Origin of the sequence: Rhodococcus sp. AD45-ID, from assembly GCF_003023755.1 — a bacterium.
Taxonomy (GTDB): domain Bacteria; phylum Actinomycetota; class Actinomycetes; order Mycobacteriales; family Mycobacteriaceae; genus Rhodococcus_F; species Rhodococcus_F globerula.
Genome location: NZ_PYHL01000001.1, coordinates 1930418 through 1956044 on the forward strand (window position 1 = coordinate 1930418; position 25627 = coordinate 1956044).

Here is a 25627-nt window from a genome sequence, read left to right on the forward strand (position 1 = left end):
CGTCCAAGTGGCATCCCCGCTCCCCGCTCGCGGCGTCACGGTAGATCCACCTTGCCGGCGAGCCAGCGACCGTCCACCAGGTTCATCGTCATCACGACTCGACTGCGGTCGATCCGCGGATCAGGTGCGACGGTATTGCTGACGGTCTGGTCGATGAACAACAGGACCTCGACTTCCGTAGCGGTCGCCGATTTGATCCCGTCATCGATCACAACTCCCTGAGCTGCGGCCTTGTTGTCGACCAGCAGTTGCTTCAACTGTTCACTGGACTGGGAATACATGTCCTTGAATTCCCCGGTGGCTCCGTCGAGTACGGCTGCAAAGTTCTGATCGAGCGAATCCGAACTCACACTTGTCAGAGTCACCGCGTACTGGCGCGCCGCATCGAGTGCGGCGGCCGCTGCCGAGTCGACAGCGCGCGCTTCGTGTAGCTTCCAACCGAAAACTGCTGCCATGGACAGTGATATGGCCACCACGGCTGCGATCACAGAGATTCCGACTACTCTCCCCCATCGGCGAACGCGAACCTCCGGCTCCGTGTCGCTCGACCCCACATCACTCATGCCATCCGCTGCGGATTCGTCTACTTCCGGGTCCAGATCTGCAGCCTTGTCGATTGTTGTCGTCGAACCGCGTTCGCTCATTTTTCCTTCTCCTCTGCTGCGATGTTCCTGTTTCAACTGCTCTTCCGCGTTCACCCCGGTGGGCTCTGTTCGAGATCAGGACCTCCATAGGGAAGTGGAATCGATTGAGGCCCAATCGGTGTCGGCGACGCTCGTGTGTCGGGTGCAACACCGGCAGGCGGGCCGGCGGTGTCGTCACCTGGTTGACGTGGCGCATTCCGAGCGCCGCGGACAAGCACCGACGGGTCCTCGTTGTCGCAATACGTGTACAGGTACGGTTCCGGGAAATCCGGAACCGTCGCCGGTAGACGTGGCAAGTCGTAGTCACACGAATAGCGCGGGTAGATGTTGACAAACGCCCAGATTCCACCGTCGTGAAAAACAGATGTGAGTGCTTCGAGTGTGGAGCCTTGACGGTATGTCGGGACGAAGAACTCTTGCAGCGCAGGTACGTTCAAGTAGGCCATCTGGGCTACCGTCGTCAGATTGCCGAGGAGCTGAACCATTGTCGGCGAGTTGTCGGCGATGAGCGCGTCAATCGACTTCAGAGTCGACGGCGTACCGTCGAGGAACTCACGAAGCCCCGTGTCCTTCGCTTCGACGCCGAGCAGAAGTTCCGACAGATTGCTCGCAGTACTGCGCAGCCCAGGGCCGCTGTCACCAAGTGTGCCGAGCAAAACCTTGCTGCTGCGCAGAAGGGTTGCCGTCTGCGGTAATACCGAATCGAGCGTCGAGACGAGGAAGGCGCCGCCGTCGAGTATCGCCGACAGTTTCTTCGGCCCTTCCGGTCCGACGCCGAGTTCCGCGACGATCATCTCGAGTTCGGCAGGATCGATTTGGGCCAGCATGCCGTCGAGGTTTCCCAACATGGACGCCAGCGGCACCGGGGTCGACGTTTCTTCGGAAGAGATTTCCGATCCGTCGACAAGATACGGACCACTGTCGGTGGTAGGCCTGAAGTCCAGATACTGTTCACCTGCCATCGACAGTCCCGCCACACGCACTTCACCGCCCAGTGGAATCTCGACACCCCCGTCGATCTCCGCGACGGCAACTACACCACTGTCGGTCAACTCGACCGAATTCACCTTTCCCACAGGAACTCCGCGGAGCATCACCTCCTGCTGCGGCAGCAGCCCGCCGGATATCGAAAAATGCACGCGCACGGTAATCTTCGAGCTGATCGGGCTCAGGTGAAAGACCCCGAAGGTCAGGTACACCACGCCGACAACCAGCGTTGCGGCGAGTGCAACCACCGACATTGTGAGTCGGTGAGCGCTACTGAAGCGGACCGCGCTGACGAGAGCTGCCGCGGGGACTTCCGACAGCCGCGCAACCGGGCCCATCTCACCCTCACCGTCAGGGATCTGCTTGTTCATCGGCCGGTCCCCAGCACTCTGCCCTGCAACCGCATCAGCGTGTAGGTAATCGTTCCCACCAGCGCATCCCAGTCGCTCGAATCCGGAAGTCGGCTGCCAGGGTCAGCGGGATGGTTCGGATCCGCAATCGCCCCGATAGCGAGCTGTTCCAGGTCGGCATTGACATGTGCGGACGTCGAGTTGGTGATCTTGAGGAGTGGCGGCAAAAGCCTGTTGACGGCTGCGAGGCTCGCGTTGGGGTCGGTTGCCGCGTCGTTGAGTTCTGCAGCGATTGTGTTGATGTCGGCGACCATCCCGCCTGCGCCGGTACCGCTCACCGACGGGAACTTTCCCACTTGACTACTTACCTGCGCCACCTGTGCGAGCAGATCAAGCATTTGCGCAGTGTTGGCGTTCAGAGTGCCGAGCGCGGGACCGGCCGCCGAAATCGCGTCGTCGATCGACGATTGCTGCTCCGACACCGTCACGAGAAGCTGATTGGTCGACGCAAGCGTCTCACGAATCTCGTTGCTCCGGCTCGACAGTGTCCCGATCAGAGCGGTCGATTCACCGATCAGGTCCGCCATTTCCTCACCTCGTCCGCCGACAGCTTCTCCGAGCCCGTTGACAACCTTCGTCAGGTTGCGCAGGACGCCTCCGTTGATCAAGAAAGACGATGTGGTGAGGAGTTCTTCGATCGTCGCCGCAGACGAAGTCGACGCAATCGGGATGCTGTCTCCGTCGGACAGAAGAGCACCGTTCGACGCAGGTCCAGGCGGGGGTTCCACTGCGACAAACACGTCTCCCAGCGGTGTCGCCGACCGCAATTCCGCGCCGGCCCCGACCGGCAGGCTGATTCCATCCTTGATCCGCATCGTGACTATCGCTTCGTAGTTCTGCACTCTCATCGCTTCGACCTCGCCGATGTCTGCGCCTTGGAGTTTCACCTTCGCTTGGGCGGGCAGATTGAGTGCATTGTCGAAGAGCGCGTACAGCGTGTAGTAGTCCCCGGAAACTCCAGGTGCCGGCAACGGGAGACTCTCGAGCCCCACACCACACGCTGCCGTGGACAGCATCAGACCGGCGCATGCCCCGGCGGAAACAACCCGCCACCCTCGGGGCGTCATCGCGGCAACCCCGCCAAGCCCTCGAGCATCCCGGAGATCCCGAAGTCCGGGCCGAAATCTTCGAGTGTTCCCGTACTGCAGCCAAGCTGACGCAGACCGAGGACATTGCAGATCTCCTTGACCAACTGCCCGTCGAGAAAGACCTTTTCCAGCTGAGCGTGCACCCTCGCACCGCCGTTCTCCTGATCGATTGCGTTGTAAGCGTTGTCCATCAAAAGTGGGGTGACAGTAAGAAATTCAGAAAGTTCACGCCGATAGTCGGCCAATGCGGTCACCACGGTGTTTGCGTTGGTCACTGTCGATTGCAGAGTTCCCTGGTTGGCCGCGAGAAGTTTATCTGCCTCGACAAGGATTTCGTTGAGCTTGGTACCGGTGTCCCCCGAGCCCAAGTCCGCCTCACCGAGCAGATCACTCACTTGCGCCAGGGCTGAACCGAATTCACGAATGTCCTGATCATTGTTCGCGGCAACGGAAGTCAAGACTGCAAGATTGTCCACAACAGTCGTGATGGCATTCTGTGTTTGCGCGCCGCCGTCGCTACCCAGTTGCAGCGCCGACGCCAACTGGCTCAGTGACGACTTGATGGCTTGCCCGTTCCCGTCGACCATCGCGCTGCCGATCCCGAGTAGGTCAGCGACCGGGCCGGAACCCTCTCCATCGCCCTGCAACTCGATCGCCATCTTGTCCGCCATGGCGATCAGTCGATCGAATTCGACGGGAGTCTTTGTTCGGTCCATCGGGATGATGTCGCCGTCCGTCATCACCGGGCCGTCCCGGTATGGCGGAGTGATTTCGACATGACGGTCGGTCAACACCGACGTCGACACAGTTACTGCCTGCGCAGTTTCCGGGATCTTGACTCCGCTGTCGAGGCTCATCGTTACTTCCACCACGGTGCCGCGGGGGACGATGCTGGTCACCGAACCGATCGGAACGCCGAGAACCGAGACGGAGTTCCCTTCGTACAGTCCTGCGCCACTGTCGAATTGCGCCGTGACGGTGATCGTATTGTCCATCGAGGTTGCGCTGCGAATACCCGAACAACCGGCAGTAGCGAGAACAACTACCAACGCGACCTTCGCTATCGATATGAGAGATCTCATTTGCAGTCCTTCAGATAGGGCGGCAAGTTCATCTCGTTTGCATGGCCGCTGACAGCGCACATCCACGAGTCGATGAAAGGCCCAGCGGGGGCCGTGAAATCGACTTCGTTGGCGGTCCCGGAGGTATTGGCGAAGTTGCGCAACGGAACCGGCAGGATCTCCAATGTGTTGCGCAGCAGATCGTCATTGTTGCTCAGGCTTTGGAGCAGGCCATTCAGATTGTTGATCAGTTCGTCGATTGCCGGACTGTCATTGACAACGACGCTGTGCAGTTGGTCTACGAGTGCGGTGGTCGATACGAGTAGTTGGTCGACTACTTCCCGTCTGGCGTTGATTTCAGCCAACACGTCACGGCCGTTGCGCACCAACTCACCCAGACTGTTCTGCTGCCCGCGGATTACAGTTGTCACCTCACTTGTACTGGTCAGCAGCGAACCGATCTGTCCGCGCCGTTCGGCCAGCACCGAAGACAAGTTCTCGATGTTCGCGAGTACCTGCGGTACGAGCGCAGGTGTGCCCTCCAGTTGATCGGACAACGTGGTAAGTGTTTGCCCGATCTTCTCCGCGTCAACCTGCTCGAATGTGGTGGTCGCATTATCCAGTGTCTGCTGCAGATCGTAGGGAACTTCGGTGTTGGCCAACCCGATCCGATGATCGGCAATGTCACCGTCACCGCCGGGACGGATCTCGACGTATCGCGATCCCAACAACGTCGTCAACTTGATGGAAGCTGCGGTACCGGCTCCCAGTGAGACACCCTCGTCGATCTGCATGGTCACGACAACGTGATCTCCTGCGAGTCGAACACCATCGACGGTTCCCACTGGAACACCCGCGATGGTGACCGCGTCCCCCGCGCTGACTCCGGCGGCCTGAGTGAATTCGGCGTCGTAGCTGACCTTGCCGATTCCCGCAGATGTAACCCAGAGGGCAACGACCATCGCGATGGCAAGACCTGCCACCGTCAAGACCCCGATCCCCAGTGCACTGCGATCCTCGAGGGGCTTACGCAGTCTCCGAGCGTAATTCGATGTGGCTTCTCTGATCATCTTTCGCTTACCTGCAAATCTTCGACTGGGTAATCTGACCACCGGGCGTCGACTGCGCAACGATCGCGGGGATCACGGCACTGATCGCCGGGACGAGGGTGACATTGAGATTGCACAGGTACGTGTTGATGTAACTTCCGTCCTGGCTCGCTCGCGCAAGCCCTTTCAACATCGGCGGTAAGTTGAAACCGAAGTATCCGAAGGTGTCCTTGTTGTCCAGGAAGTGCTGGGCGAAACCCGGTTCTCGAGTGAGGAACTCACTCAGGTCTGGGGCGACGTCGCTCGACAGTGTCGCTACTTGATCGGCAACGAGCGCGATCGAATCCAACGAGTCGACCATTTCGCCGCGCCTGGCTGCCAGCTGTTCGAAGATCGTCCGTGCCTGCGTGATCATCGTGTCGACGTTGGTGCTCTGCAGTGCGAGGCTGTGAACGATGCCGTCCAGATTGACGATGATGTCGCCCAGAATCTTGTCCGGGCCGGCAAACGACTCGGCAAGGGTCGACGTCTCGGATACCAATGTGGTGATCGATCCGGAATCACCTTGCAGTGCACTGACAATCGCGGTTGTGACATTGTCGATCTGCTGCGGATCGAGCACGCTGAACAGCGGTTCGAAACCATTGAGAAGAATCGAGATGTCGAAGGATGGTTCCGTGTTCTCCACCGGAATCTCGTCCCCACTCACCAAAACTCGAGGTTCCCCCTGCTCACCGAGGGACAACCCGAGATAGCGCTGTCCGATGATGTTCTGATACGTGATCGCGGCTTTGGTGTTGCCGTACAGCGCTTGGTCCGATTCGATCCGAAAAGCCACCCGCGCGAGCGTTCCGTCGAGACTGACCGAATCGACGCGCCCCACCCGAACCCCAGCCATCCGCACGTCGTCGCCGGCGCGTAATCCCGATACGTCGGTGAAGACCGCGGTAAAGGATTTAGTCTCGCCCTGAACACCGCGCTGCAGTGTGACGAACACCGTCCATGTGAGGCCACAGGAGATCAGCAGGAACACGGCGATTCCGATCAAGGGTTTTCGATAGCTCATCGGATCCCCTGCTCGAGTTCGAGTGGCACGTCGGGTTCGGGTGTCACCTGCACGGTGTTGCCCCGGGCCAACGGTCCGAGGATGAACTCGTCGGCAGGGGTCGATTCGCCTCCCAGAAGATCGCCCAGAAGTTCCTTCTCCTGGGCACTTCCGACCGGACCGACATTCCCTCCGGACGTCGGGGCAAAGTCGAATTGACGGGCAACGCCGTCAGCTACCACAGGTGGCGCGGCGGTCTCCGGCGCAGTCGCGCAACTCGGACCGGCCAACTCACCGTAGCGGGGACAATCGGCGCGGGTGTACATCTTGTGCGGTGTGAATTGGAACAGGAATTTTCCCGTCGCGTTCTGCTGACCCACCGGCCAGAACTCGCTGAACCACTTGTCGGATATGACTTTCATCCGCGTGACGATGGGCGCGAATTCCGTACTGCCGTCGGCAACTACGCTGAGAACCGGTGAAAGTTGTGTGGTGATAGCGACGATCTTGTCCGTGTTGTTGTCGAGAACGGAACCGACTTCCGACAGTGTTGTCGAACCGGCAGTCAGCAGCGCGGTCAACGCGGCATCCTTCTGCGCCAAGGTCCGCATGGGTACGACGGAATGGTGTACGGCATCAAGAAGGTCGGGTGCAGCTTCTTGGAGACCGCGGATGGCAGAGGACAACGCACCCAAGCTGGAAGGTTCACCGTTCGGTGTGGTCAACTCACCGAGTTCGGCGGCAATTCGGCGGACTTGCTCACCTGCAGTGACGATATCGGCGCCCCGACGGTCTGTTGCCGCCGCAACGGCCGCGAGCATTCCGAGTGTGCGATCCGTCCCGATACGTGCTGTAGCAGAGACGATTTCACGGAGTTTTGTCAACGCGGTCTGCAACTGTACCGTCGACAGACTTTCGTCTTGCGGGATTTCCGTGCCGGGTGACAGCGGGGGGCCGCTCCCGTTGTCGACCAATTGAACGGACGACACGGCAAAGACGTTGCTGGGCACAACACGAGCCGTGACTGTTGCCGGAATCCCGGCCGCGTACTCCGGTTTCAGAGCGATGTCGACATACTTCGACTCGCCGCCGCTCGATGTATCCACACTGTTCACCACTCCGACCAGCACGCCTCGAAATTTCACGTCCGAGCGCGCAGGCAATCCGTCCCCGACATCGGCAAGAACCGCTGTAACCTCGAATGCCTTGTCGAAGACTCCGTTCATTTTCGCGATCAATCCGGTGATCAGCAGCGCCACGACAATCAGCGCACCAACACCGTGCAGGAGAAGTGTTGTCGCAGAGGGGCCTCGGCCGTCGGCTTCGAACAGTATCGGCATCAGCTACCCACCGAGCCTTGCCCCGGAGCCGATGCCCCAGAACGCTACTGTCAGTAGCAGATTGACGACAATCATCGCAGAGATGCTGGCACGCATCGCTCGGCCGGCGGCAGTCCCGACCCCTTGTGGGCCACCGGACGCGAAGAAACCGTAGTAGCACTGAATGGTAGAGGTAATAATCACGAAGACAACAGCTTTCACCAACGAGTAACCGATGTCCGTCGCGCTGAGAACCAGGCGGAAGTAGTGCTCGTAGGTACCTGTCGACACCCCACCCGACAGCCCGATGACTACCTTCACCGCAACGTAGTTCAAGGCGAGGCAGAGTAGATACAGCGGCACCACCGCAACCACGGATGCCATCAGCCTCGTTGTCACGAGATACGGGATAGGACGGATCGCCAGCGCTTCCATCGCGTCGATCTCCTCCGAGATCCGCATCGCACCCAGTTGCGCTGTGAAGCGGCATCCTGCTTGCGCGGCAAAAGCCAACGACGCCATGATGGGTGCCAGTTCCCTCGTTGTTGCGGTCGACGCGATCATCCCGGTCGCCGGCTCCAAACCGAGCAGATGCAACGCGTTGTAGCCTTCGATTCCCACGATCGCCCCCGCCGCGGCACCCAGAACGATGATCACACCCGCCGTTCCGCCGCCAACTACGATCGAACCGTTGCCCCATGTGACATCGGCAAGAATCCGCAGAAATTCCTTCCGGTAATGCCTCAAGGTCCAGGGAACTGCGGCCAGTGCCCGGCCCAGAAAGGTGACCATGTGACCCAGACGCATGACAACTGTTGCCTGCGCCGAGACCACCTTGACCGCTGACCTCATACCCGGCGGGTAATACCGCGATGCCATCTAGAAACCCGTCCGCGGGAACATCAACACGTATAACTGTGTCAGGACCACGTTCACGACCATGAGGAGCAAGATCGACGCCACCACTGTGGCATTGACCGAGTTGGCAACGCCTGCGGGTCCACCGCGAGTGGTAAGTCCCTTGTGGCAGGCGACGATTGCCACGATCGCGCCGTAGAGCACTGCCTTGATCATCGTCAGGAAGAAATCACCGACGGTGGCAAAGGATGCAAATGTCGACACGAAACTGCCGGGAGTGCCGTTCTGGACAAAGGTGTTGAACAGGTAGCCGGAAAAGAATCCCACAAAACAGACGAGCCCCGTCAGTGCAACACCAACCGTAATCGCCGCTACAAGCCTGGGCACCACAAGCCTGCGGATCACCGAAATCCCCATGACCTCCAACGCATCGATCTCGTCGCGGATCTTGCGAGATCCGAGGTCAGCGCATATCGCCGATCCCGCTGCCGATGCCATGAGTAATGCAGCGACCATCGGAGCGCCCTGTCTGATCACCGCGAGGCCACTGGCAGCGCCCGCCAGGGATGTCGCACCGACCTGTCCGGCGAGCAAGCCGAATTGAATCGACAATGTCACGCCGATCGGTATAGCGACAAACAGAGTCGGAACGGCGGATGCCGACGCCATGAAGGCCGTCTGACGCACGAACTCCGCTACTGGAAAGCGGAATGTCGCGATGTCGATCACCAAGTACTGGATCGCACGAAGCCCGAGAACGCATTGTCCACCAACCGTTTCCAGTGCGGCAACGGGATGCCGTCGCGTATACCCGTGCATCCAACTCGTGATTTCACTTGATGCAGAACGCTTCTGGCCAAAACTTCGATCTGGGATCTCCATGGATCTTCCACTTTCCGTTCGCCCACAAGTTCAGTCCGCCGCCGCATACGAGAGTGGGCACGCATTGCGTCGAACCTGCCGTCACCGCTACCGAGTGATCTTCCACCTTCCGAACTGAGCATTGCCCCCGAAAGATGATGACCACCTGTGCGGATCTCAGCTTTCACACTAAAATGCTGAGCACCTTCTTAGCACGAGTTGCCGAATGAGGTCAAGATCACAGTGGGTACCGAACCTTCGTCGCCGAGTGCGCATTACAGTATTTCCCCCGTCGAACACACTGAAACACCGACTCTCACAAGGCGAATCGACACCAGGAGCGCGACCCCACCTCGATCACTGCAATGAATCAGTGTCTATTGCAAGGCAATCGGTAAAATCGGCGCCCGCCGCCGGCCCAGAAAAAATTCCGTCACGTCACCCACGGACACTGCTACCCCCTCGAGAAATGCGCGGAACGGAGATCAACCCACCCGGGCTCGGCTTGCAACGGCAAACCCTGCCGCAGTAAATCTGGCTGAGCGGCACCTGGCTGAGCGATCATAAAACTAGACACTATTGCGCAAAGTGTCAAGGAAAATGGTTCTGCGCAGGTCCGCACGTCGATGAATGCCCACGTCACCGGAATCGAGTACCCAGGAAGGAAGAAACACACAGACGATTATCGAGATCTTCGGCGCCACTGGTGAAAACGCCCGACACGGGCCACGACAACAAGACCAGCCGCCTGGCGGGTGAACACAGGCGGCTACGGCAAATCTCGAGCTATCGACACAGTCGATCAGCTTTCAGTTGCACTGCAAAAGAGCACCATTGACGACGCGCTCACACACCATGTCGGTGATTCGCGCGTCGCCTTCTGGGCAGCAGCGGGAGAGCGTCGCTCGACGCTCGCCCACTGCCTGAAGTTCTCGGTACTTATTACTGTCAGACGTTCGGCCCCTCCAAAATGGTCACTGCTGCAACGGCTGTCGGTCCACCGACGTTGTGTGCCAAACCGATCCGGGCACCGTCAACCTGATTGACGGCATCACCGCGCAACTGTTCGAACAACTCGACGCACTGCGCGACACCGGTTGCTCCCGGCGGGTGCCCCTTGGCGATCAGACCTCCACTCGGATTCACCGGTATGGAGCCGCCGATTCCGGTAGCTCCCGATTCGATGAGTTTGAACCCCTCGAACCGGTCGGCGAAGCCGAGATCCTCGTAACTGATCAACTCGATGCCGGTGAAGAAGTCGTGTACCTCTGCGACATCCACGTCGGAAGGGGTCATGCCGGCCATCGAAAAGGCCTGCTTCGCAGCGCGAACCGTGGCGGGGAACGACGTCATGTCACGCTTGTGCTGGTGCATGACGGAATCCAGGCCCAAGCCGACGCCGCGGATCCAGACCGGACGATCGGTGTATCTCTCCACGACGTCTTCTGCCGCCAGCACCAACGCTGCCGCGCCGTCACTCTGTGGAGCGCAATCGTAGGCACTGAACGGCGTCACGATGGTCGGTGCGTTCAGAGCTTCCTCGATGGTGATCTCGAACCGCTTGCAGGCCTTCGGGTTATTGACGCCGTGAAGATGATTCTTGACGGCCACCATGGCCATATGCTCCCGGGTGGCAGGAGATTCGTGCAGGTAGCGACGCACGTGCAAGGCGAAGCCGGCCGGAGCCACCAGACCGAGCGGGTAATCCCACGCCATGTCGCGGGCCATAGCTTCCCACTCCCACAGCATGTCTTTGGACGCACTCTCGCGGAGTTTGTCCGCTCCTACGACCACTGCGACGTCGAAGGCACCGGACGCGATTCCGAACAGCGCGTTGCGCACGGCATCATGGCCTGTTGCACAGGAGTTTTCGATGCGTGTTACGGGGATGTCTGCCAGGCCGAGAGTGTCCGCGAGAATGCCGGACGGAAAGCCGTCTGGAGTTCCCATCGCACCGAACCAGGCCGCCTGCAGATCGGACTTGTCCAAGCCCTTGTCGATACTGGCGGCGCATTCGGAGAACGCCATGGGCAACAGGTCTTTGATACCCAGGGTGAAATGCTCGGCAAAGGGTGTCATCCCCGCGCCGACTATCGCCACGTTTCTCATACCGCCTCCTGCTCGATCAGAAATGCTGTTTCCGGTTCGAATGCGTATCCGTAGTCCGGCACCCCGGAGCGGATCGCCACCCGGCGTAGAACCATCCGGCCACGATCGCCGAGATCAACAGTTCCCGGTTCGACGCCGGTCACCTTGACGAGCGCTCGAACGTCGACGTCGTCGAGTTCCACGATCACCAAGGAGTAGGGAGTCTTCAGTCCGGGAACCGGAACATGCACGGTTACTTCGGTATACACCGACCCGGTTCGTGGTAGTGGCACAAACGTGTAGTCCGTCTGCAATGTGCCGTCGTTGTCGACCCGATAGCGAGGGGGAAAGTCCAGGTCGTCGCTGTCCTCGTATTTTCCCGCTTCCCACCGGACTTTTGCGTCGAAGGCACGCTCATAGGCTGCCAGCGAAATCGGAATATCGGCGCCCGGCACGAACTGGCCTTCCACTTTGGGACGCGGCGCGGGCTCCCGGCGGTGTACCTCAGCAGTGCCGTCCGCGACCCGGACTCCCGAGAGGCTGGCCTGCTCGACACCGACGAGCGATCCGGTGCTTCCCGAATCGACCATGGCAGCAAGGGCAAACAGACCCGAACTCGCGCCGAGTGTCGGTAGCCGAACCGGCTCTGCCGCGCACAACGTCGTGGCCTGCTTGTGCTCGACACCGGCTACCGCAACCGGTGCATCCACCCACGCAGCTGACAGCGATGCAACAAATCCGCGTTCCTTGAGCAACCGCGGATCGCCGTAATCATGTACAACGCCAATGGAGTTACGAGTACGCACCGGAAGGCTGCGCGACACCCGAGCAGCGGTGCGGACTCGCAGTCCGTGGTCCGACGTCAGTACGGCGGCTGCCCCTGCCGGTTCAAGGTCGACGCCGATGATCAGTGTCCGCGGCCGAGCATTACTGACGGCGTCGAGCGTTGCGGGTGCGCCGCCGAGGCGCTCGACCACCTCCAGCTCTGGATCGAGTCCGAGTCCGGCCAGCAGAACCGCGGCATTACTGCTTTCCAGCAGCGGCAGATCCCGGCTCACCAGAATGACGTGTTCTACGGAGGTGCTGGTGCTACACGCCGCTCTGCCGGCCTCGACCGCGAGAGTAATCGCGTCCTCGTCGTCACCCGGCACACGGGAATCCGACGTTCCCCAACACGGTAGGTACGTCCCTATCGAAGCGATGTATGACATGCCAGTCTCCCCGTAATCGTGAAAATCGCTCAGAACTTCAAGCGAGAGCAGGTACGCGGTAAATCAGGAGGTCACTCCTGATATCCATCGAGTGCATCTCGCCTCCCTCTGATTTGAATACGTCATTCTCACAAATGAGAATACTGCATTCTCGCTCCGGGAATTGTAGCAATCAGACAGACTCTCGCATAGCCCCACAGGAACGAACCGCGTTCCCCGATCGCCGGACTTCCACCCGAGTGATCTGCCCTTCTTCGACTCTTGCGGGCATCATGAAGGCGAGAGTATGGTTCTCATAAATTGAAGGGAGATTCTTCTGATGGAGACTAAGGCGCTCAGCCCGGCATTGGGCGTAGAGGTCATCGGTATCGACAGCTTGGACGACGAGGCTGTAGTTGCGAGATGCCTGGAGGCATTGAAGTGGCGCGGGGTACTGCTCATCCGCGGTTTGCACCTCGACGACGAGGCTCAGGTCGCATTCAGCCGCAAGCTCGGACCGGTATTGGCCCCCGCGGGCAAGGAAATTTTCAAGGTCACGCTCGACCCGGCCAAGAACCCGTCGGCCGAATACCTTCGGGGCACGTTCAATTGGCACATCGACGACACCACCAACGACGTGCCGGCCAAGGCGACAATGCTGACGGCACGGCACGTGGCCATGACTGGCGGTGGCACCGAATTCGCCAGCACCTACGCGGCTTACGAGAACCTGCCGGAGCAGGAACGTAAGCGTTACGACGATCTTCGCGTCGTACACAGCTTCGAAGCTGCGCAGCGACTTATCGAGCCGAACCCCACGGACGAGCAACTTGCATCCTGGCGCCGTCTGCCCACCCATGAATCATCCTTGGTCTGGGAACACCGCGACGGACGCAAGTCACTCGTCCTCGGCGCAACGGCTGACCACGTCGTCGGAATGCAGCCCGACGAAAGCCGGGCGCTCCTCGACGAACTGCTCGCATGGACCACTCAGGAGCGCTTCTCCTACAGCCATACGTGGGAGGTCGACGACGTAGTCATCTGGGACAACACCGGAATGCTGCACCGCGCACTTCCCTACGACCCCAAGTCGGAGCGAACGATGCACCGCACCACCATCCTCGGCAATGAGCCGTGGGCATGAGCGAATCCGCGAACGGAGAAAACGTGAGTACTCAGATCACGCGAACTGCAGTTGTCACCGGTGGCAGTTCGGGTATCGGCCGCGCTGTCGCAGAACGCCTGCGCGCCGACGGTTACAACGTTGCCACGATCGACCTCACACCGTCGGACGAAAAGTATTCGTACACAGCTAATGTCACGGACCGCGCGCGGTTGGACGAGGTTCTGGCGGAGATCCGCACCGAGTTGGGTCCCGTCACCATTCTGGTGAACGCAGCCGGCCTCGACGGATTCCAGCGATTCACGAAACTGTCGTTCGACGATTGGAAGCGCGTCCTCGACGTCAACCTCGACGGCGTATTCCACTGCTGCCAGGCGGCGCTCCCCGACATGCTCGAAGCCGGCTGGGGACGCATCGTCAATATTTCGTCGTCCAGCGCGCATTCCGGGCAGCCGTTCATGACTCACTACGTCGCGTCCAAGTCCGCGGTCAACGGACTCACCAAGTCCTTGGCGCTGGAACTCGGCCCCGAAGGAATAACCGTCAACGCCGTGCCACCGGGATTCATCGACACCCCGATGCTGCGTACGGCCGAAGGCAAGCGCCTCCTGGGCGGCACCGTCGAAGACCACATTGCCAAGACACCGGTTCGGCGCGTCGGCCGACCGGAAGACATCGCCGCAGCCTGCGCGTTCCTCATCTCCGAAGAGGCCGGCTACATCACCGGTCAGATCCTCGGCGTCAACGGCGGCCGCAACACCTAAGTCCTTCCGCTGCACGCGTGGCAAATAACACTGTTGCGCAACCAGTTTGAACAACCCAACACATCAAACGAAGGGATTCACCATGGGACGCGTTGAAGGCAAGGTTGCGTTCATCACCGGCGCAGCACGAGGTCAGGGCCGAAGCCATGCGGTTCGTTTGGCCGAAGAGGGCGCCGACATCATCGCCGTCGACATCTGCGCCGACTTCGATTCCATCACCTACCCGATGGCCACTCCTGAGGATCTCGAGGAGACCGCTCGTCTCGTCGAGAAGCACGGTCGCCGCATCGTCACTGCCAAGGCCGACGTCCGTAAGGTCGACGAACTGCGTGCGGCACTCGAGCGCGGCGTTGCCGAGTTGGGTCACCTCGACATCGTTGTCGCGCAGGCAGGCGTCGCCGGAATGCGCGGCGAACCGGATATCGCGGCCTGGTCCGACACCGTCGACACCAACCTCGTCGGCACCATCAATGCCATCCAGGCAGCGCTGCCCTACCTGGGCAAGGGCGCCTCGATCATCGCCACCGGTTCGACGGCGTCCATGATCGACACCAGCAAGGTCGATGTACCAGGTAAGGACCTCGGCGGAGTTGCCTACGTATTCTCCAAGCGTGCACTCTCCCACTACGTACACGAGCTGGCGACGCACCTCGCACCTCGCGGAATTCGCGCAAACGTTGTGCACCCCACCAACTGCAACACCGACATGCTGCACAACGAATCGATGTACAAGTCATTCCGCCCCGACCTCGAGAACCCGGGCCGTGAAGACGCTGTGCTGTCCTTCCCGGTTCAGCAGGCAATGCAGATCCCGTGGGTCGAGCCCGAGGACATCAGCGAAACCGTCCTCTTCCTCGCGTCGGAGCAAGCTCGTTACGTCACCGGCATGCAGATGCGCGTCGACGGCGGCGGCTACCTGAAGTCGTACGACTACCACATCTGATTCGAGACTTCGCCTTCACGAAACGCATTCGTGAAGGCGAAGTTTCAATGCTCACCCTGCTCGCTATTTTTCAGGACGGATACATGAGCACCACGAATACCGTAGTAGCCAGTTCGGCTGGCACGACCGCTTCAGGCCCCGTTCCCGTACACCGGATCGTCGATGTCGACGGTATTCCCATGTCCGCGTTGCTGATCGAGGTTCCAGAACCGCGCGCGGTCATTCTCGCTGTGCATGGCGGAGCAACAAACTCTGCGTACTTCGACTGCCCCGGGCACCCCCGCCTGTCGCTGTTGCACACCGCAGCAGCCCTCGGATTCACCGTGCTGGCGCTCGACCGGCCGGGTTACGGCAGCTCGAATCCCCATGCGACCGAATTGGTCGATCCCGATGTTCGCGTCGACGTAACGTATGCGGCGCTCGAGCGTCACCTCGAGGGAATCGACCGCGGCGCAGGAATATTCGTATTGGCTCACTCCATCGGCTGCGAATTGGCCACCAGGTTGGCCGCGGACGATCGCGGAGACGCCTTCCTCGGAATCGAACTCTCCGGCACCGGCCGAGAGCAACAGCCCCTTGCCCAGGAAATCCTGGGCGTCACCGCCCGCAACGCCGATCCGATCGCCGTGCGCGAGTTGCTGTGGCAGCCGAGTCGGCTGTACCCGGAAGAACTGTTCGGCGGTCTTCCGATCGCATCCCGGACACCGAAGTACGAAGGTGACGTGGTGCGAAGTTGGCCCCGCGAGAACTTTCCGAATCTTGCTGCACGCGTAAATATTCCCGTCCATTTCACTGCAGGCGAATACGAGCATGTGTGGCGTAACGATCCCGAGGCGTTGCTCACCGTCGCCGAGTTGTTCACCGCTGCGCCGAGAGTAGTCGTGGACAAGCAGTTCGACGGTGGACACAACCTCAGCCTTGGCTACACCGCGACTGCATATCACCTCCGCGTCTTGGCGTTTGTCGAGGAATGCATCGCCGGCCGATCCGAATTCGCAGACCTGACAACAGACGACAGCACGGCCGCGCACGCGAGCCACGGAAGGTGACCCCATGAATTCCGCAGATGTTGCACTTCTACTGATCCGATTGGCCGTGGGCTCGACCATGATTGCTCACGGAGTCAATCACTGGGTCGGTGGAGGAAAGATCGAGGGCACGGCTCGCTGGTTCAGCGGACTCGGACTACGCAACGGCACATTCCAGGCCTGGATGAGCGTGGTCACCGAAGTCGGTGCCGGTGTCTTGCTGATCGTCGGATTCCTGAATCCGTTTGCCTGTGCGGCCGTCATCTCGGTCATGCTGGTTGCCGGGATACTGGCACACCGCCCCAACGGATTCTTCATCTTTCGTGACGGCTACGAGTATGTGATGGTGCTCGCGCTTGTAGCGCTCGCCGCAGCCATGCTCGGGCCAGGCAGCATATCGCTCGACGGCGCACTGAACATCGAACTCTCCGGGTGGGCAGGTGGCGGTATCGCCCTCGGAGTGGGCGCGGTCGGCACCGCCGTACTTCTCGGCTTGTTCTGGCGGCCACAGCTACAGGAGGTTTCATGATCACTCTAGGAGGACCCGCGATGCACGTAGGATTCATCGGACTCGGTAGCCAAGGCGCGCCGATGGCACGGCGAATCGTCCACTCCGGCTACGAAACCACGCTGTGGGCACGACGTCCCGAAGCCCGCGTTCCCTTTGCCGACACCGCAGCCAAGTTCGCCGAATCTGCGGCGGAACTAGGCGCGGCAAGCGATCTCGTGTGCATCTGCGTCGGCAGCGACGCCGATGTTCTCGACGTTGTCACGGGTGAGGACGGCGTCCTCGCGGGCATGAAGCCAGGTGGAATCATTGCCGTGCACAGCACGGTTCACCCGGATACCTGTCGCGAACTCGGGGAAATAGCGGCTACTCGAGGAATCTCCGTCGTTGACGCTCCCGTCAGTGGCGGTGGCATCGCCGCAACCGAGGGCCGCCTTCTGGTGATGGTGGGCGGCAGCGACGAAGACTTCGAACGCGTCCGTCCCGTATTCTCGATGTACGCGAATCCTGTTGTTCACCTTGGACCTTTGGGGTCCGGTCAGATCACGAAGCTGCTCAACAATCTCCTCTTCACGGCAAATTTGGCTACAGCCGCGAACACGCTTGCGCTCGGCCAGTCGCTCGGTGTTGATCCCAACCGCCTCGGAGACGTGATCTCACACGGCACGGCAAACAGCTTCGCGCTGAGCCGGATCGTCTCTGCCGGTGGAACGCTCGAGCGTATCGCCCAGCACGCGGGCACATTGCTGCAGAAGGACGTCGGGCTGATTGCAGATCTCGCGACAACAGCCCAAGCACCCACCGGAGTCGTCCTGACCGCAGCTGACGCCACCCTCGAACTCATGGATCACCGCCGATGACACGCGTCGGGTTCATCGGCGCCGGGCGGATGGGCGGACCGATGGTCAGCCGTCTCGTCGAAGCCGGTCACGAGGTTCGCGGGCTTGCACGCTCCGCCGCAACAAAAACTGCGCTGGAAGCCTCCGGTGCGCAGGCCGTGTCCACCTTCGCAGAGGTCGGCGGCGATACCGACCTCGTGATCATCTGCGTTTTCACGGACGAGCAGGTTCGCGAGATATGTCTCGGCAGCGACTTGCTCGCGTCGATGCCTCGCGGATCCACCCTGGTGTTGCATACAACGGGAAGCCCGCGCACAGCTGAAGCCGTAACCGAGCACGCAGCACAGTTTGGTGTCGCAGTCGTGGACTCACCGGTCAGCGGTGGACCGCACGATATCGCCGCAGGTAGGTTGACCCTCTTTGTCGGCGGCGATGCCAACACCCTGGCACGCATCCAGCCGACCCTGGAAAGCTACGCAGATCCAGTTCTCTATGTCGGCCCCACTGGCAACGGACAGCGGGTCAAGCTAGTCAACAATGCTCTGTTCGCCGCTCAGATCGGCCTTCTCACCGAAGCTGTCGCACTGGGAACACAACTCGGCATCGACGAGGGCGATCTGCTCGCGGCCCTGCCATACGGCAGTTCCAACAGCCGTGCACTGACCAGTGTTTCAGCCAAGGGCTCAGTGTCTGCATTCGCAGATTCGGTCGGAGATTTCCTGAGCAAGGACGTGGGCGTCGTCCGAAAGATCGTCACCGAGCTGGACGGTAATCTCGGACTGCTCGACGACGCGGTCAACGCCGCTCTACCGAATCGCGTCTGACTCACGCCGGTTCTTCCGAATGGGATAGCGTTGCCGATGACACTATCGGCAGTCAATCGACCATGATCTGGGAGAACAAGATGGGCGGGTCAGTCCTGTCGGGCAGTACCGATCTACCGGGGTACCGGCGCCTGGCTCTGACGCTCGCCGAAGCGGTCGCTGCCGGCAGGTACGACAAGGACACTCCGCTGCCCACCGATACCGAACTCATGACCGAGTACAGCCTCGGACGGCAAACGGTGCGGCGAGCGTTTCAGGAGCTTGTGGCGGACGGACTGGTATATCGCGTCCGCGGTCGGGGAACATTTCCGACGGATCAGCCCAGCACCGGCCGCTCCGTCCGCTCCACCGATTCGATCGAACAACTCGAGGAGTGGCCGGGCACCGAGATGGAAGTCATCTCGCCTCTCGAACTCAAACGCGACCGTGTCCACGCCGAGAAGCTCGAACTCGACAGTCTTGTTGTGGCGCAGTTGAAGGTTCGGCGCTGGATCGACAACCAGCCGTATGCGGTCAACACGATCATTCTTCCGCCCGACGTCGCCGAAACACTGATATCGGAGAACCTGATCCCGACAGTCCGTACTCCCGGGACCATCCTTGCCTCGGTCGGTAGCGTCGCGGGTCCTGTTGCCGGAGCTGAAGAAACTGTCACCGCGATTCTCGTATCCGACGACATCGCCGAAATTCTGCACACCCCGCCGGGCAGACCCGCCCTGCACATCGAGCGGGTCTACCGGAACGGCAATGGAGTTCCGGTCGAGATCTCGTTGACGGTGCATGCGTCGGAACGGTACGAGCATCGACTCTCGATTCAGCGCGCCGGTCGTCACGGCTCCTGAAACCACTTCGGCTTTGGTCAAAGATTCTGGCTACAAATATCATTCGGCCGAAATGTGCCCGAAATGTCTCTTGATTCGAATGTTTGTTCGACTATAATTGGGTCAGGGTGGGGAGGCCTTGATGACTACGGTGAGCGATTTTGTTTCGGTGGAGGATGTTGTAGCCGGTTCGGCTGCGGGTGTGCGTGGCAGGTTGTGGCGGCTACGAGCGGCCGAGGTTCGAGACGTTGCAGTCTGCGTATCGGCGGAAATTCTTCGGTTGGAAGCGATTCGGGTTGCCGCGGTCGACGAGTTGGCACTCAATCCGGACGAGCAGGTGCTGTGCTACCGCGGTGTGGGTCGGTGGTTGGCGGCGAATACGATGCTGCAGAACGCGGCCGGTAACAAGATCGCTGCCCTTGGCGCCGCGTTGCGGGTGTTCCCCGACATTGCTGCGCAGTTCGAGGCCGGGGACCTTTCGCTCGATCATGCGGCAATAATCGTCGCGTTCTGCGAATCTCCGCCAAAAGGAATGCCCGACAGTGCGTTACCGTCCTGCATGGCAACTCTGCTCGCTGCGGCATCCGGTGTGGAGGCGACCACCATCAAACTCCGCTACGCGATTGCGGTCCTGGAGCGGATCTTCGAATCCGACGACACCCCGCCCGGTGAGGACGACGATCTCAACGTCTTGCGGATTTCGCCGACGCTTAACGGTCGGGTCGCGATCAAGGGTGATTTCGACGCGCTCACCGGTGAAATGCTGTTATCGGCTCTTTCGGGTTTGTCGATGCCGAAACCGGCCGCGGATGGGACCCCGGATCAGCGGTCGGCTGCCAAGCGCACCGCCGACGCCTTCACGGAACTGATTCGCCGGTACCTCGACAATGCCGTCACCGGTGTTGACGGTGGTCAGCGTCCGCACGTGAACGTGCACATCACCGCGAAAGATCTTGCGGAGCATCGCGAATGCGCCACCATGCGCAGCGAATCCGATGGTGACGAGCCTGATGTCGAAGATCTGGACGTCGGATACATGCCGTGGATGGGTCCGCTCGGTGTGAGCCTGACCCGGATGCTCGCCTGTGACTGCATGCTCTCCACAGTGTTGATGGACGGCAACGGCGCACCGCTCGATGCGACCCCACACAAACGCCTCGTCACACCCGAACAACGCACCGCGCTGATCGTCCGGGACAAAGGCTGCGCCTTCCCGAACTGTGATGCGGTACCTGCTTGGTGCGACGCGCACCATATAAAACCCTGGTCGGTCGGTGGACTGACGGTGATGGACAACCTCACCCTCCTCTGCCGTAGCCACCACCGATTGATTCACAGCACCAGCGGGTTCCGCGGAATCTGGGAAATCAAAATGGGCGATGATCACAAACCCTGGTTCATCCCACCAGCCGCGATCGACCCGAAACAACGACGCCGCCGCTCCACCACCCGCCAAGGGCCAGTTCACCGAGACTGAACCCGACTCTGCCAGAACCATATACGGCGTGCAAGCTTCGCATCACCAACAAAGACGATGCGAAGCCCAGACGCATGTCATAGTCGCAAATAGTGTTCACGGACTCGGCCAATCCTCAACCACCACAGACCTTAACCACGACAGACTGATTCCTCCCCCGCCAAGGTCGTGCGGTGCATGAGACGCTGAGACGAGGGCTCGAACTCCGTCGCTCGATGCAGCATTCCGGTGTTGTCCCAGATGACCAGGTCACCTTTGCGCCACACCTGGCGCAGGACGTATTCGGGGCGTGTGGACCACTCGAGCAGTCGATCCAACAACGCACGACTTCGCTCGATCGGCCAACCGACAACTTCGGACGCGGTAGCGCCCAGCAACAGCGACTTCCGTCCATTCTTTCTGGTCCATACCAACGGATGAACCTGCGCTGGTACCCGCGCCCAGGCTCGCCTGGTTGCTTCGTCGGGATCCGGGTTCGCCAGCGACTGTGCATGCCCAAACGTGTGCACAACCTCGAGAGACTCGAACTCGGCCTTCTCCTCGTCGCTCAAGCCGTCATAGGCCGCGTACGTACTGGCGAACTCGGTGTCGCCCCCGGCTGGATCGACCTCTCGAGCGCTCAGGAGCGTCGCCTGCTGCGGAATGACTTGTGTGGCACCGTCGATGTGCCAGTGGAAGTTTCCCGCTCGATACGACGCGAGAATTGCATTCGTCTTGGACGGATCCATGGTGATGGTCTGAATCTCCGGGAGGCGGTGCTCGCCGGTGGATTGGACTACGACGGTGCCCAGTGCACGACTGAGAGCCAACAGGGCGTCGTCGTCGATGTTGATCTCGCGGTACACCAGGACCCCATGCCGGTCCAGGAGTTGCCGAATCTCTCGGGCAGAGTCCGACTTCATGAGATCGTCGGCAGTCAGACCTGTGACCTCCAGTCCGACGGTCGACGTGATGGGACGTATGGAAGCAGGCAAGAAGAACTCCTCGATCGGCACGTTTCTCGAAAAATACTGGGAAGAGGTACTTTTGGCGCTCGGTAAGCAGTCTGAGGTCAAGCGAGCTCGCGCACTACAGGACAGTACCGCACTTGCTATACAGTCGTACCAATTTTCGAGAAAAGTTCGCGATCCGTTTCTTACGTCCGCGGTCGCTTGGTGCGCGCAGTCTGCGTGATGCGAGGCTCCACCGAATCGATGTAGCCCTCGAGTGCTTCCACCACTTCGGCATGCGCAGTGTCGACGCCGATACCCGATTCCAGATTGAGGAACTTGGGAATCCCGGTGATCAGCAACACCATTGCGCCGAGAGACAGCCGGCCGTCCGGTCGAGCACCCGGCCCGAACTTGCGAGCCACGGCGTCCATCTGCAGTTGCCGGACCCGTTCGGTGACTTCGGCGATTTCAGCACGGATTGACTCACGGTGATTGCCGAGAGCCATGAACTCCGTCATCAGAGCACTTGTGGCTTCATCCCAGCTGTATTCCCACAACACATGCAACGGATCTTCGGCTCGTTTCTGCAGCGCAGATTGCAGTACCGCGAGGTTGCGATCGGTGTACGTCGCAATTGCGGCGCGGAAGATGTCGTCAAGAGTGGGAAAGTAATACTGGACCAGGCTCGCGGTCACACCGGCCTCTGCTGCCAAAGATCGATAGGTCACGCTGGCGTAGCCGGTGTCCAGCATCATCTTCTCGACACTGTCCAGCAGAACATCTCGCGTCTTCGACTTCTCGGCACCCACGCGCCGCGGCGATGAAGCCATGACCACCTCACTCCGCTGAATTCGAAACCCCGTTGGATTCGAATCATCTTCGCATCCGACGGGGTGTCGTGGAATGAGGGGTACGCGCCTCGCATCACCTACACGGAGCTAATCGTGAAGCGACACCTGCGCAAGCTCCTCGAGGTATCGCACAACCTCGGTTTGGTCTGCTCCTGGAGCCAACCCGTCGACAGCGGTTTCCCAGATCTTGCCGAGCGTGTCACCGAGAACAGTGGATATGTCCTGAGAACGAGCCAAATCCAAAGCGATTCCGATGTCCTTGCGCATCAGAGTTGCGGCGAATCCTGAGTCGAATGTTCCTGACAGAACAAACTTTTCATACTTCGTCTCCGTTGCCTGGTTCCGGCCGCTACTGGCATTGATCACCGAAAGGAGCGTCGTCGGATCGATACCGAATTTGCGGCCCACCAACATGGCCTCCGCTGCGGCGACAAGACCGTTGGCTGCAAGAAGGTTGTTGAGTGCCTTTGCAGCGTGCCCCGACCCAACCGGACCGACGTGGATGATTGCCGTTCCTGTGGCACGCAGGAGCGGCAGAACCTCTGCAACCACATCGGCGTCACCGCCCGCCATCACGGCAAGATCCGCCTTCAGTGCACGTCCGACTCCGCCACTGACCGGGGCGTCGACAACTCGAACACCCTGCTCGGCGGCTATTCCAGCCAACTTCTGAGTGCGGTCCGGAATGCTCGACCCCATGTCTACGATGGTGCTACCTGCCTGCAGTTGCGACAGTAGTCCCCCCTCACCGAGAACCACGGCATCTACGATGTCACTGGTCGGCAGGACCAGCACCACCACGTCGCACTTCGCGAAGTCCGCGAAATCCGTTGTGCCCACAGCGCTCGGATGAGTGTCGAGAAACCGTTGCTGCGACGCGGCATCGGCGTCACGGACGATCAACGGTTGGCCGGAGTTGACGAAGTTGCGGGCTATCGGGCCGCCCATCGCACCCAGTCCGACAAGACCGACACTTTTACCCGGCAACGGAATCACGCTCATGCCGAGACCTCCGCGGTGAGGGGCCCAGTTCGGCAGTCAGGGTTTCCTGAACCACACGCATCGCCGCCATACCCATGGGCACTCCCACATAGGCGGTGGCGTGGATAACAGCTTCGGTGATCTCTGTGCGAGTCAGGCCGTTGCTCAGACCCACGCGAACGTGGACGGACAACTCATGGGGCTGGCTGAGGGCGATCAGAATTCCGAGATTGATCAGCGAACGACTCCGTCGGTCCAGGCCTGGCCTTGTCCAGGCACCGCCCCACACGAACTCGCTCACGAACTTCTGCAACTCTTCGCCGTCAGTCCCGGCATTACGGGTCATTGCCGCATCGACGTATTCGGCACCGAGGACTTCCCTACGCACCGCCAGGCCGGCCTCGAAGACGGTCTGGTGAGCCAGATCGAGCGGGCTATCTTGTGTCACTGTGAATCTCCCTCGAATTTGATGGTCACGCACTTGACCTGGCTGTAGTGATGGAGTGCCTCCACACCTTTTTCGCGCCCGTAACCGCTGTTCTTCCACCCGCCGAACGGAGTCTGCACGGATCCGGTTGACCAGGTGTTGACGAACACCTGACCAACTCGGATCCGCTCACTGACCCGCAGTGCCCGCGACACATTGCTGGTCCAAACACCGGCTACCAGTCCGTAATCCGAGTCGTTGGCCAGTTCGATCGCCTCGTCTTCGGTATCGAACGCGAGCACGAGAACCACGGGTCCGAATATCTCTTCGCGCGCGATCCGGGCCGAGTTGTCGACTCCGATGTACACCGTGGGATCGATGTAGAAGCCGCCGGTCTCCTGTGCCACCACAGAGACTGTTCCTCCGGTTACAGCCTGTGCACCTTCGGATTCCGCGATCTTGAAGTATTCCTGCACTCGTTCGAACTGCGCCCTGGTAATGAGTGGACCGATATCGCGCCCGGGACGCACCGCTGCGGCACCCGCAGCCAATTTCTGTACGACCTCGTCGTGGATCGACCGATGAACCAGGAGCCTTGTGCCGGCGGAACACACCTGGCCGGCATTGGCCGTGAAAGCGAGGAGAGAACCTGCGACGGCCTTCTCCACATCGGCGTCGGCAAAGACGATGTTGGCGGACTTTCCACCCAATTCCAGTGTGACCGGGATGATTCGGTCTGCCGCAATATGCCCGATAGCACGGCCGGTTCCCACGGAACCCGTAAATGCCACCTTGGACACATCCGGATGGGCCACCAAAGCAGCACCCGCATCCTGCCCCGTACCGAGAACCACGTTGAAGACTCCGGCCGGAAAACCCACCTCGGTCGCGAGTTGAGCCAACCGAACCGTCGACGCCGACGTGCTCTCCGACGGCTTGACCACCACCGTGTTGCCGGCAGCCAAAGCTGGTGCGCACGCCCTCGCTGCCTGGTTCAGTGGCACATTCCACGGCGTGATGACTCCGATTACTCCGAAAGCCTCACGGCGGGTGTACACATGCTGATCCGGTGCCACGTCGAGAGTGTCACCGGCCGGCATGCCGATCAACCCGCCGTAGAAATCGAAGTACGTCGCGGAGTTCTCGACTTCAGCCAGTGCAACGGCCTCCGGCTTACCGGTTTCACTGATCTCCAACCGGGCCAACTCCGCAGAATCGGCGCGCATGGCCCGGGCGAGGTCACCGAACAACCGCGCCCGAGCAAGCGCCGGTATCTGCTTCCATGCCGTTTCGGCAGCAGATGCGGCCTGAACCGCCAGGTCGACGTCGTGAGCATTGCCGCACGCGAGTTGCCTTGCCTCACATCCGGTTGCCGGGTCTGTGACAGCCATGTAGTCGGCACTGGTCGGCATCACCGCACTACCGGCGATCCAATGATCGAGCTTGTCCAACGCACTTCCCATCTACAAGATGACGTAATAAGCCGACTCTAATGTCGAGAATCTAACA

The 25627-nt window shown here is 60.4% G+C and carries 25 protein-coding genes; 9 read left to right on the forward strand and 16 right to left on the reverse strand.

Annotation, left to right across the window (positions count from 1 at the left end; translation table 11 throughout):
- Positions 1-35: 35 nt before the first annotated feature.
- The 11 genes from C7T36_RS08600 to C7T36_RS08650 form a co-directional block, all read right to left on the reverse strand.
- On the reverse strand, positions 36-644 hold the full coding sequence (locus tag C7T36_RS08600) for a hypothetical protein (RefSeq protein ID WP_045064722.1): 609 nt from the start codon (positions 642-644) through the stop codon (positions 36-38).
- Positions 645-694: 50 nt separating this feature from the next.
- Positions 695-2002, reverse strand: coding sequence for an MlaD family protein (locus C7T36_RS08605; protein WP_084702446.1), 1308 nt, complete (start codon positions 2000-2002; stop codon positions 695-697).
- Positions 1999-3108 carry an MlaD family protein gene (locus C7T36_RS08610; RefSeq protein ID WP_045064724.1) on the reverse strand — a complete coding sequence of 370 codons (1110 nt, stop codon included), beginning with the start codon at positions 3106-3108 and terminating at the stop codon, positions 1999-2001. Before C7T36_RS08610 ends, C7T36_RS08605 begins: the two co-directional genes overlap by 4 nt.
- Positions 3105-4211 (reverse strand): MCE family protein, encoded by a 1107-nt coding sequence (locus tag C7T36_RS08615; RefSeq protein ID WP_174557320.1) that lies wholly within the window; start codon positions 4209-4211, stop codon positions 3105-3107. The genes C7T36_RS08610 and C7T36_RS08615 overlap by 4 nt, the downstream gene beginning before the upstream one ends.
- Positions 4208-5260 (reverse strand): MCE family protein, encoded by a 1053-nt coding sequence (locus C7T36_RS08620; protein WP_045064727.1) that lies wholly within the window; start codon positions 5258-5260, stop codon positions 4208-4210. The genes C7T36_RS08615 and C7T36_RS08620 overlap by 4 nt, the downstream gene beginning before the upstream one ends.
- Before the next feature lie 7 nt (positions 5261-5267).
- A complete protein-coding gene (locus C7T36_RS08625; RefSeq protein ID WP_033231769.1) occupies positions 5268-6305 on the reverse strand; it encodes an MCE family protein in 1038 nt (345 codons plus the stop codon).
- Positions 6302-7624, reverse strand: a complete 1323-nt coding sequence (locus tag C7T36_RS08630) for an MlaD family protein (protein WP_045064729.1) — start codon at positions 7622-7624, stop codon at positions 6302-6304. The genes C7T36_RS08625 and C7T36_RS08630 overlap by 4 nt, the downstream gene beginning before the upstream one ends.
- Before the next feature lie 3 nt (positions 7625-7627).
- Complete coding sequence (locus tag C7T36_RS08635) at positions 7628-8482, reverse strand: ABC transporter permease (protein WP_033231770.1); 855 nt, start codon at positions 8480-8482, stop codon at positions 7628-7630.
- Complete coding sequence (locus tag C7T36_RS08640; protein ID WP_033231771.1) at positions 8483-9343, reverse strand: ABC transporter permease; 861 nt, start codon at positions 9341-9343, stop codon at positions 8483-8485.
- Positions 9344-10270: 927 nt separating this feature from the next.
- Positions 10271-11431, reverse strand: coding sequence for a thiolase (locus C7T36_RS08645; protein ID WP_033231772.1), 1161 nt, complete (start codon positions 11429-11431; stop codon positions 10271-10273).
- A complete protein-coding gene (locus tag C7T36_RS08650) occupies positions 11428-12621 on the reverse strand; it encodes an OB-fold domain-containing protein (RefSeq protein WP_033231773.1) in 1194 nt (397 codons plus the stop codon). Before C7T36_RS08650 ends, C7T36_RS08645 begins: the two co-directional genes overlap by 4 nt.
- Positions 12622-12940: 319 nt before the next feature.
- Between C7T36_RS08650 and C7T36_RS08655 the strand changes: the two genes are divergently transcribed.
- The 9 genes from C7T36_RS08655 (at position 12941) to C7T36_RS08695 (ending at position 20927) form a co-directional block, all read left to right on the forward strand.
- Positions 12941-13744, forward strand: coding sequence for a TauD/TfdA family dioxygenase (locus tag C7T36_RS08655; protein ID WP_080711616.1), 804 nt, complete (start codon positions 12941-12943; stop codon positions 13742-13744).
- A gap of 23 nt (positions 13745-13767) precedes the next feature.
- Positions 13768-14487 carry an SDR family NAD(P)-dependent oxidoreductase gene (locus C7T36_RS08660; protein WP_230590010.1) on the forward strand — a complete coding sequence of 240 codons (720 nt, stop codon included), beginning with the start codon at positions 13768-13770 and terminating at the stop codon, positions 14485-14487.
- Positions 14488-14569: 82 nt separating this feature from the next.
- Entirely contained in the window at positions 14570-15430 is an 861-nt protein-coding gene (locus C7T36_RS08665; RefSeq protein WP_033231775.1) for a mycofactocin-coupled SDR family oxidoreductase, read from the forward strand.
- 83 nt (positions 15431-15513) lie between these two features.
- Positions 15514-16479 carry an alpha/beta hydrolase gene (locus C7T36_RS08670; RefSeq protein ID WP_045066686.1) on the forward strand — a complete coding sequence of 322 codons (966 nt, stop codon included), beginning with the start codon at positions 15514-15516 and terminating at the stop codon, positions 16477-16479.
- 4 nt (positions 16480-16483) lie between these two features.
- Positions 16484-16987, forward strand: coding sequence for a DoxX family protein (locus C7T36_RS08675; RefSeq protein ID WP_033231776.1), 504 nt, complete (start codon positions 16484-16486; stop codon positions 16985-16987).
- 20 nt (positions 16988-17007) lie between these two features.
- Positions 17008-17826: an NAD(P)-dependent oxidoreductase gene (locus C7T36_RS08680; protein ID WP_045064732.1), complete on the forward strand. Its 819-nt coding sequence runs from the start codon at positions 17008-17010 to the stop codon at positions 17824-17826.
- Entirely contained in the window at positions 17823-18629 is an 807-nt protein-coding gene (locus C7T36_RS08685) for an NAD(P)-dependent oxidoreductase (RefSeq protein ID WP_033231778.1), read from the forward strand. Before C7T36_RS08680 ends, C7T36_RS08685 begins: the two co-directional genes overlap by 4 nt.
- A gap of 80 nt (positions 18630-18709) precedes the next feature.
- A complete protein-coding gene (locus tag C7T36_RS08690) occupies positions 18710-19471 on the forward strand; it encodes a GntR family transcriptional regulator (RefSeq protein WP_162487724.1) in 762 nt (253 codons plus the stop codon).
- A gap of 121 nt (positions 19472-19592) precedes the next feature.
- Positions 19593-20927, forward strand: a complete 1335-nt coding sequence (locus C7T36_RS08695) for an HNH endonuclease signature motif containing protein (RefSeq protein ID WP_045064735.1) — start codon at positions 19593-19595, stop codon at positions 20925-20927.
- A 131-nt stretch (positions 20928-21058) separates the two neighbouring features.
- Here C7T36_RS08695 and C7T36_RS08700 read toward each other — a convergent pair whose 3' ends face one another.
- From C7T36_RS08700 to C7T36_RS08720, 5 genes are all read right to left on the reverse strand, one after another.
- On the reverse strand, positions 21059-21901 hold the full coding sequence (locus C7T36_RS08700; RefSeq protein WP_106939746.1) for a TauD/TfdA family dioxygenase: 843 nt from the start codon (positions 21899-21901) through the stop codon (positions 21059-21061).
- A gap of 161 nt (positions 21902-22062) precedes the next feature.
- Positions 22063-22689 carry a TetR/AcrR family transcriptional regulator gene (locus C7T36_RS08705; protein ID WP_045064737.1) on the reverse strand — a complete coding sequence of 209 codons (627 nt, stop codon included), beginning with the start codon at positions 22687-22689 and terminating at the stop codon, positions 22063-22065.
- 108 nt (positions 22690-22797) lie between these two features.
- On the reverse strand, positions 22798-23712 hold the full coding sequence (locus tag C7T36_RS08710) for an NAD(P)-dependent oxidoreductase (protein WP_045064739.1): 915 nt from the start codon (positions 23710-23712) through the stop codon (positions 22798-22800).
- Entirely contained in the window at positions 23687-24139 is a 453-nt protein-coding gene (locus C7T36_RS08715) for a carboxymuconolactone decarboxylase family protein (RefSeq protein ID WP_239654625.1), read from the reverse strand. The genes C7T36_RS08710 and C7T36_RS08715 overlap by 26 nt, the downstream gene beginning before the upstream one ends.
- Positions 24136-25581, reverse strand: coding sequence for an aldehyde dehydrogenase (locus C7T36_RS08720; protein ID WP_084702448.1), 1446 nt, complete (start codon positions 25579-25581; stop codon positions 24136-24138). Before C7T36_RS08720 ends, C7T36_RS08715 begins: the two co-directional genes overlap by 4 nt.
- Positions 25582-25627 lie beyond the last annotated feature (46 nt).

Bases quoted from the DNA above. Each gene is read 5' to 3' on its own strand.
- C7T36_RS08665 (WP_033231775.1), top strand. From the start codon at position 14,570: ATGGGACGCGTTGAAGGCAAGGTTGCGTTCATCACCGGCGCAGCACGA.
- C7T36_RS08705 (WP_045064737.1), bottom strand. From the start codon at position 22,689: ATGGCTTCATCGCCGCGGCGCGTGGGTGCCGAGAAGTCGAAGACGCGA.
- C7T36_RS08625 (WP_033231769.1), bottom strand. From the start codon at position 6,305: ATGAGCTATCGAAAACCCTTGATCGGAATCGCCGTGTTCCTGCTGATC.
- C7T36_RS08610 (WP_045064724.1), bottom strand. From the start codon at position 3,108: ATGACGCCCCGAGGGTGGCGGGTTGTTTCCGCCGGGGCATGCGCCGGT.
- C7T36_RS08720 (WP_084702448.1), bottom strand. From the start codon at position 25,581: ATGGGAAGTGCGTTGGACAAGCTCGATCATTGGATCGCCGGTAGTGCG.
- C7T36_RS08690 (WP_162487724.1), top strand. From the start codon at position 18,710: ATGGGCGGGTCAGTCCTGTCGGGCAGTACCGATCTACCGGGGTACCGG.
- C7T36_RS08600 (WP_045064722.1), bottom strand. From the start codon at position 644: ATGAGCGAACGCGGTTCGACGACAACAATCGACAAGGCTGCAGATCTG.
- C7T36_RS08640 (WP_033231771.1), bottom strand. From the start codon at position 9,343: ATGGAGATCCCAGATCGAAGTTTTGGCCAGAAGCGTTCTGCATCAAGT.
- C7T36_RS08620 (WP_045064727.1), bottom strand. From the start codon at position 5,260: ATGATCAGAGAAGCCACATCGAATTACGCTCGGAGACTGCGTAAGCCC.
- C7T36_RS08650 (WP_033231773.1), bottom strand. From the start codon at position 12,621: ATGTCATACATCGCTTCGATAGGGACGTACCTACCGTGTTGGGGAACG.
- C7T36_RS08615 (WP_174557320.1), bottom strand. From the start codon at position 4,211: ATGAGATCTCTCATATCGATAGCGAAGGTCGCGTTGGTAGTTGTTCTC.
- C7T36_RS08630 (WP_045064729.1), bottom strand. From the start codon at position 7,624: ATGCCGATACTGTTCGAAGCCGACGGCCGAGGCCCCTCTGCGACAACA.
- C7T36_RS08635 (WP_033231770.1), bottom strand. From the start codon at position 8,482: ATGGCATCGCGGTATTACCCGCCGGGTATGAGGTCAGCGGTCAAGGTG.
- C7T36_RS08685 (WP_033231778.1), top strand. From the start codon at position 17,823: ATGACACGCGTCGGGTTCATCGGCGCCGGGCGGATGGGCGGACCGATG.
- C7T36_RS08695 (WP_045064735.1), top strand. From the start codon at position 19,593: ATGACTACGGTGAGCGATTTTGTTTCGGTGGAGGATGTTGTAGCCGGT.
- C7T36_RS08710 (WP_045064739.1), bottom strand. From the start codon at position 23,712: ATGAGCGTGATTCCGTTGCCGGGTAAAAGTGTCGGTCTTGTCGGACTG.
- C7T36_RS08670 (WP_045066686.1), top strand. From the start codon at position 15,514: ATGAGCACCACGAATACCGTAGTAGCCAGTTCGGCTGGCACGACCGCT.
- C7T36_RS08655 (WP_080711616.1), top strand. From the start codon at position 12,941: ATGGAGACTAAGGCGCTCAGCCCGGCATTGGGCGTAGAGGTCATCGGT.
- C7T36_RS08675 (WP_033231776.1), top strand. From the start codon at position 16,484: ATGAATTCCGCAGATGTTGCACTTCTACTGATCCGATTGGCCGTGGGC.
- C7T36_RS08645 (WP_033231772.1), bottom strand. From the start codon at position 11,431: ATGAGAAACGTGGCGATAGTCGGCGCGGGGATGACACCCTTTGCCGAG.
- C7T36_RS08605 (WP_084702446.1), bottom strand. From the start codon at position 2,002: ATGAACAAGCAGATCCCTGACGGTGAGGGTGAGATGGGCCCGGTTGCG.
- C7T36_RS08680 (WP_045064732.1), top strand. From the start codon at position 17,008: ATGCACGTAGGATTCATCGGACTCGGTAGCCAAGGCGCGCCGATGGCA.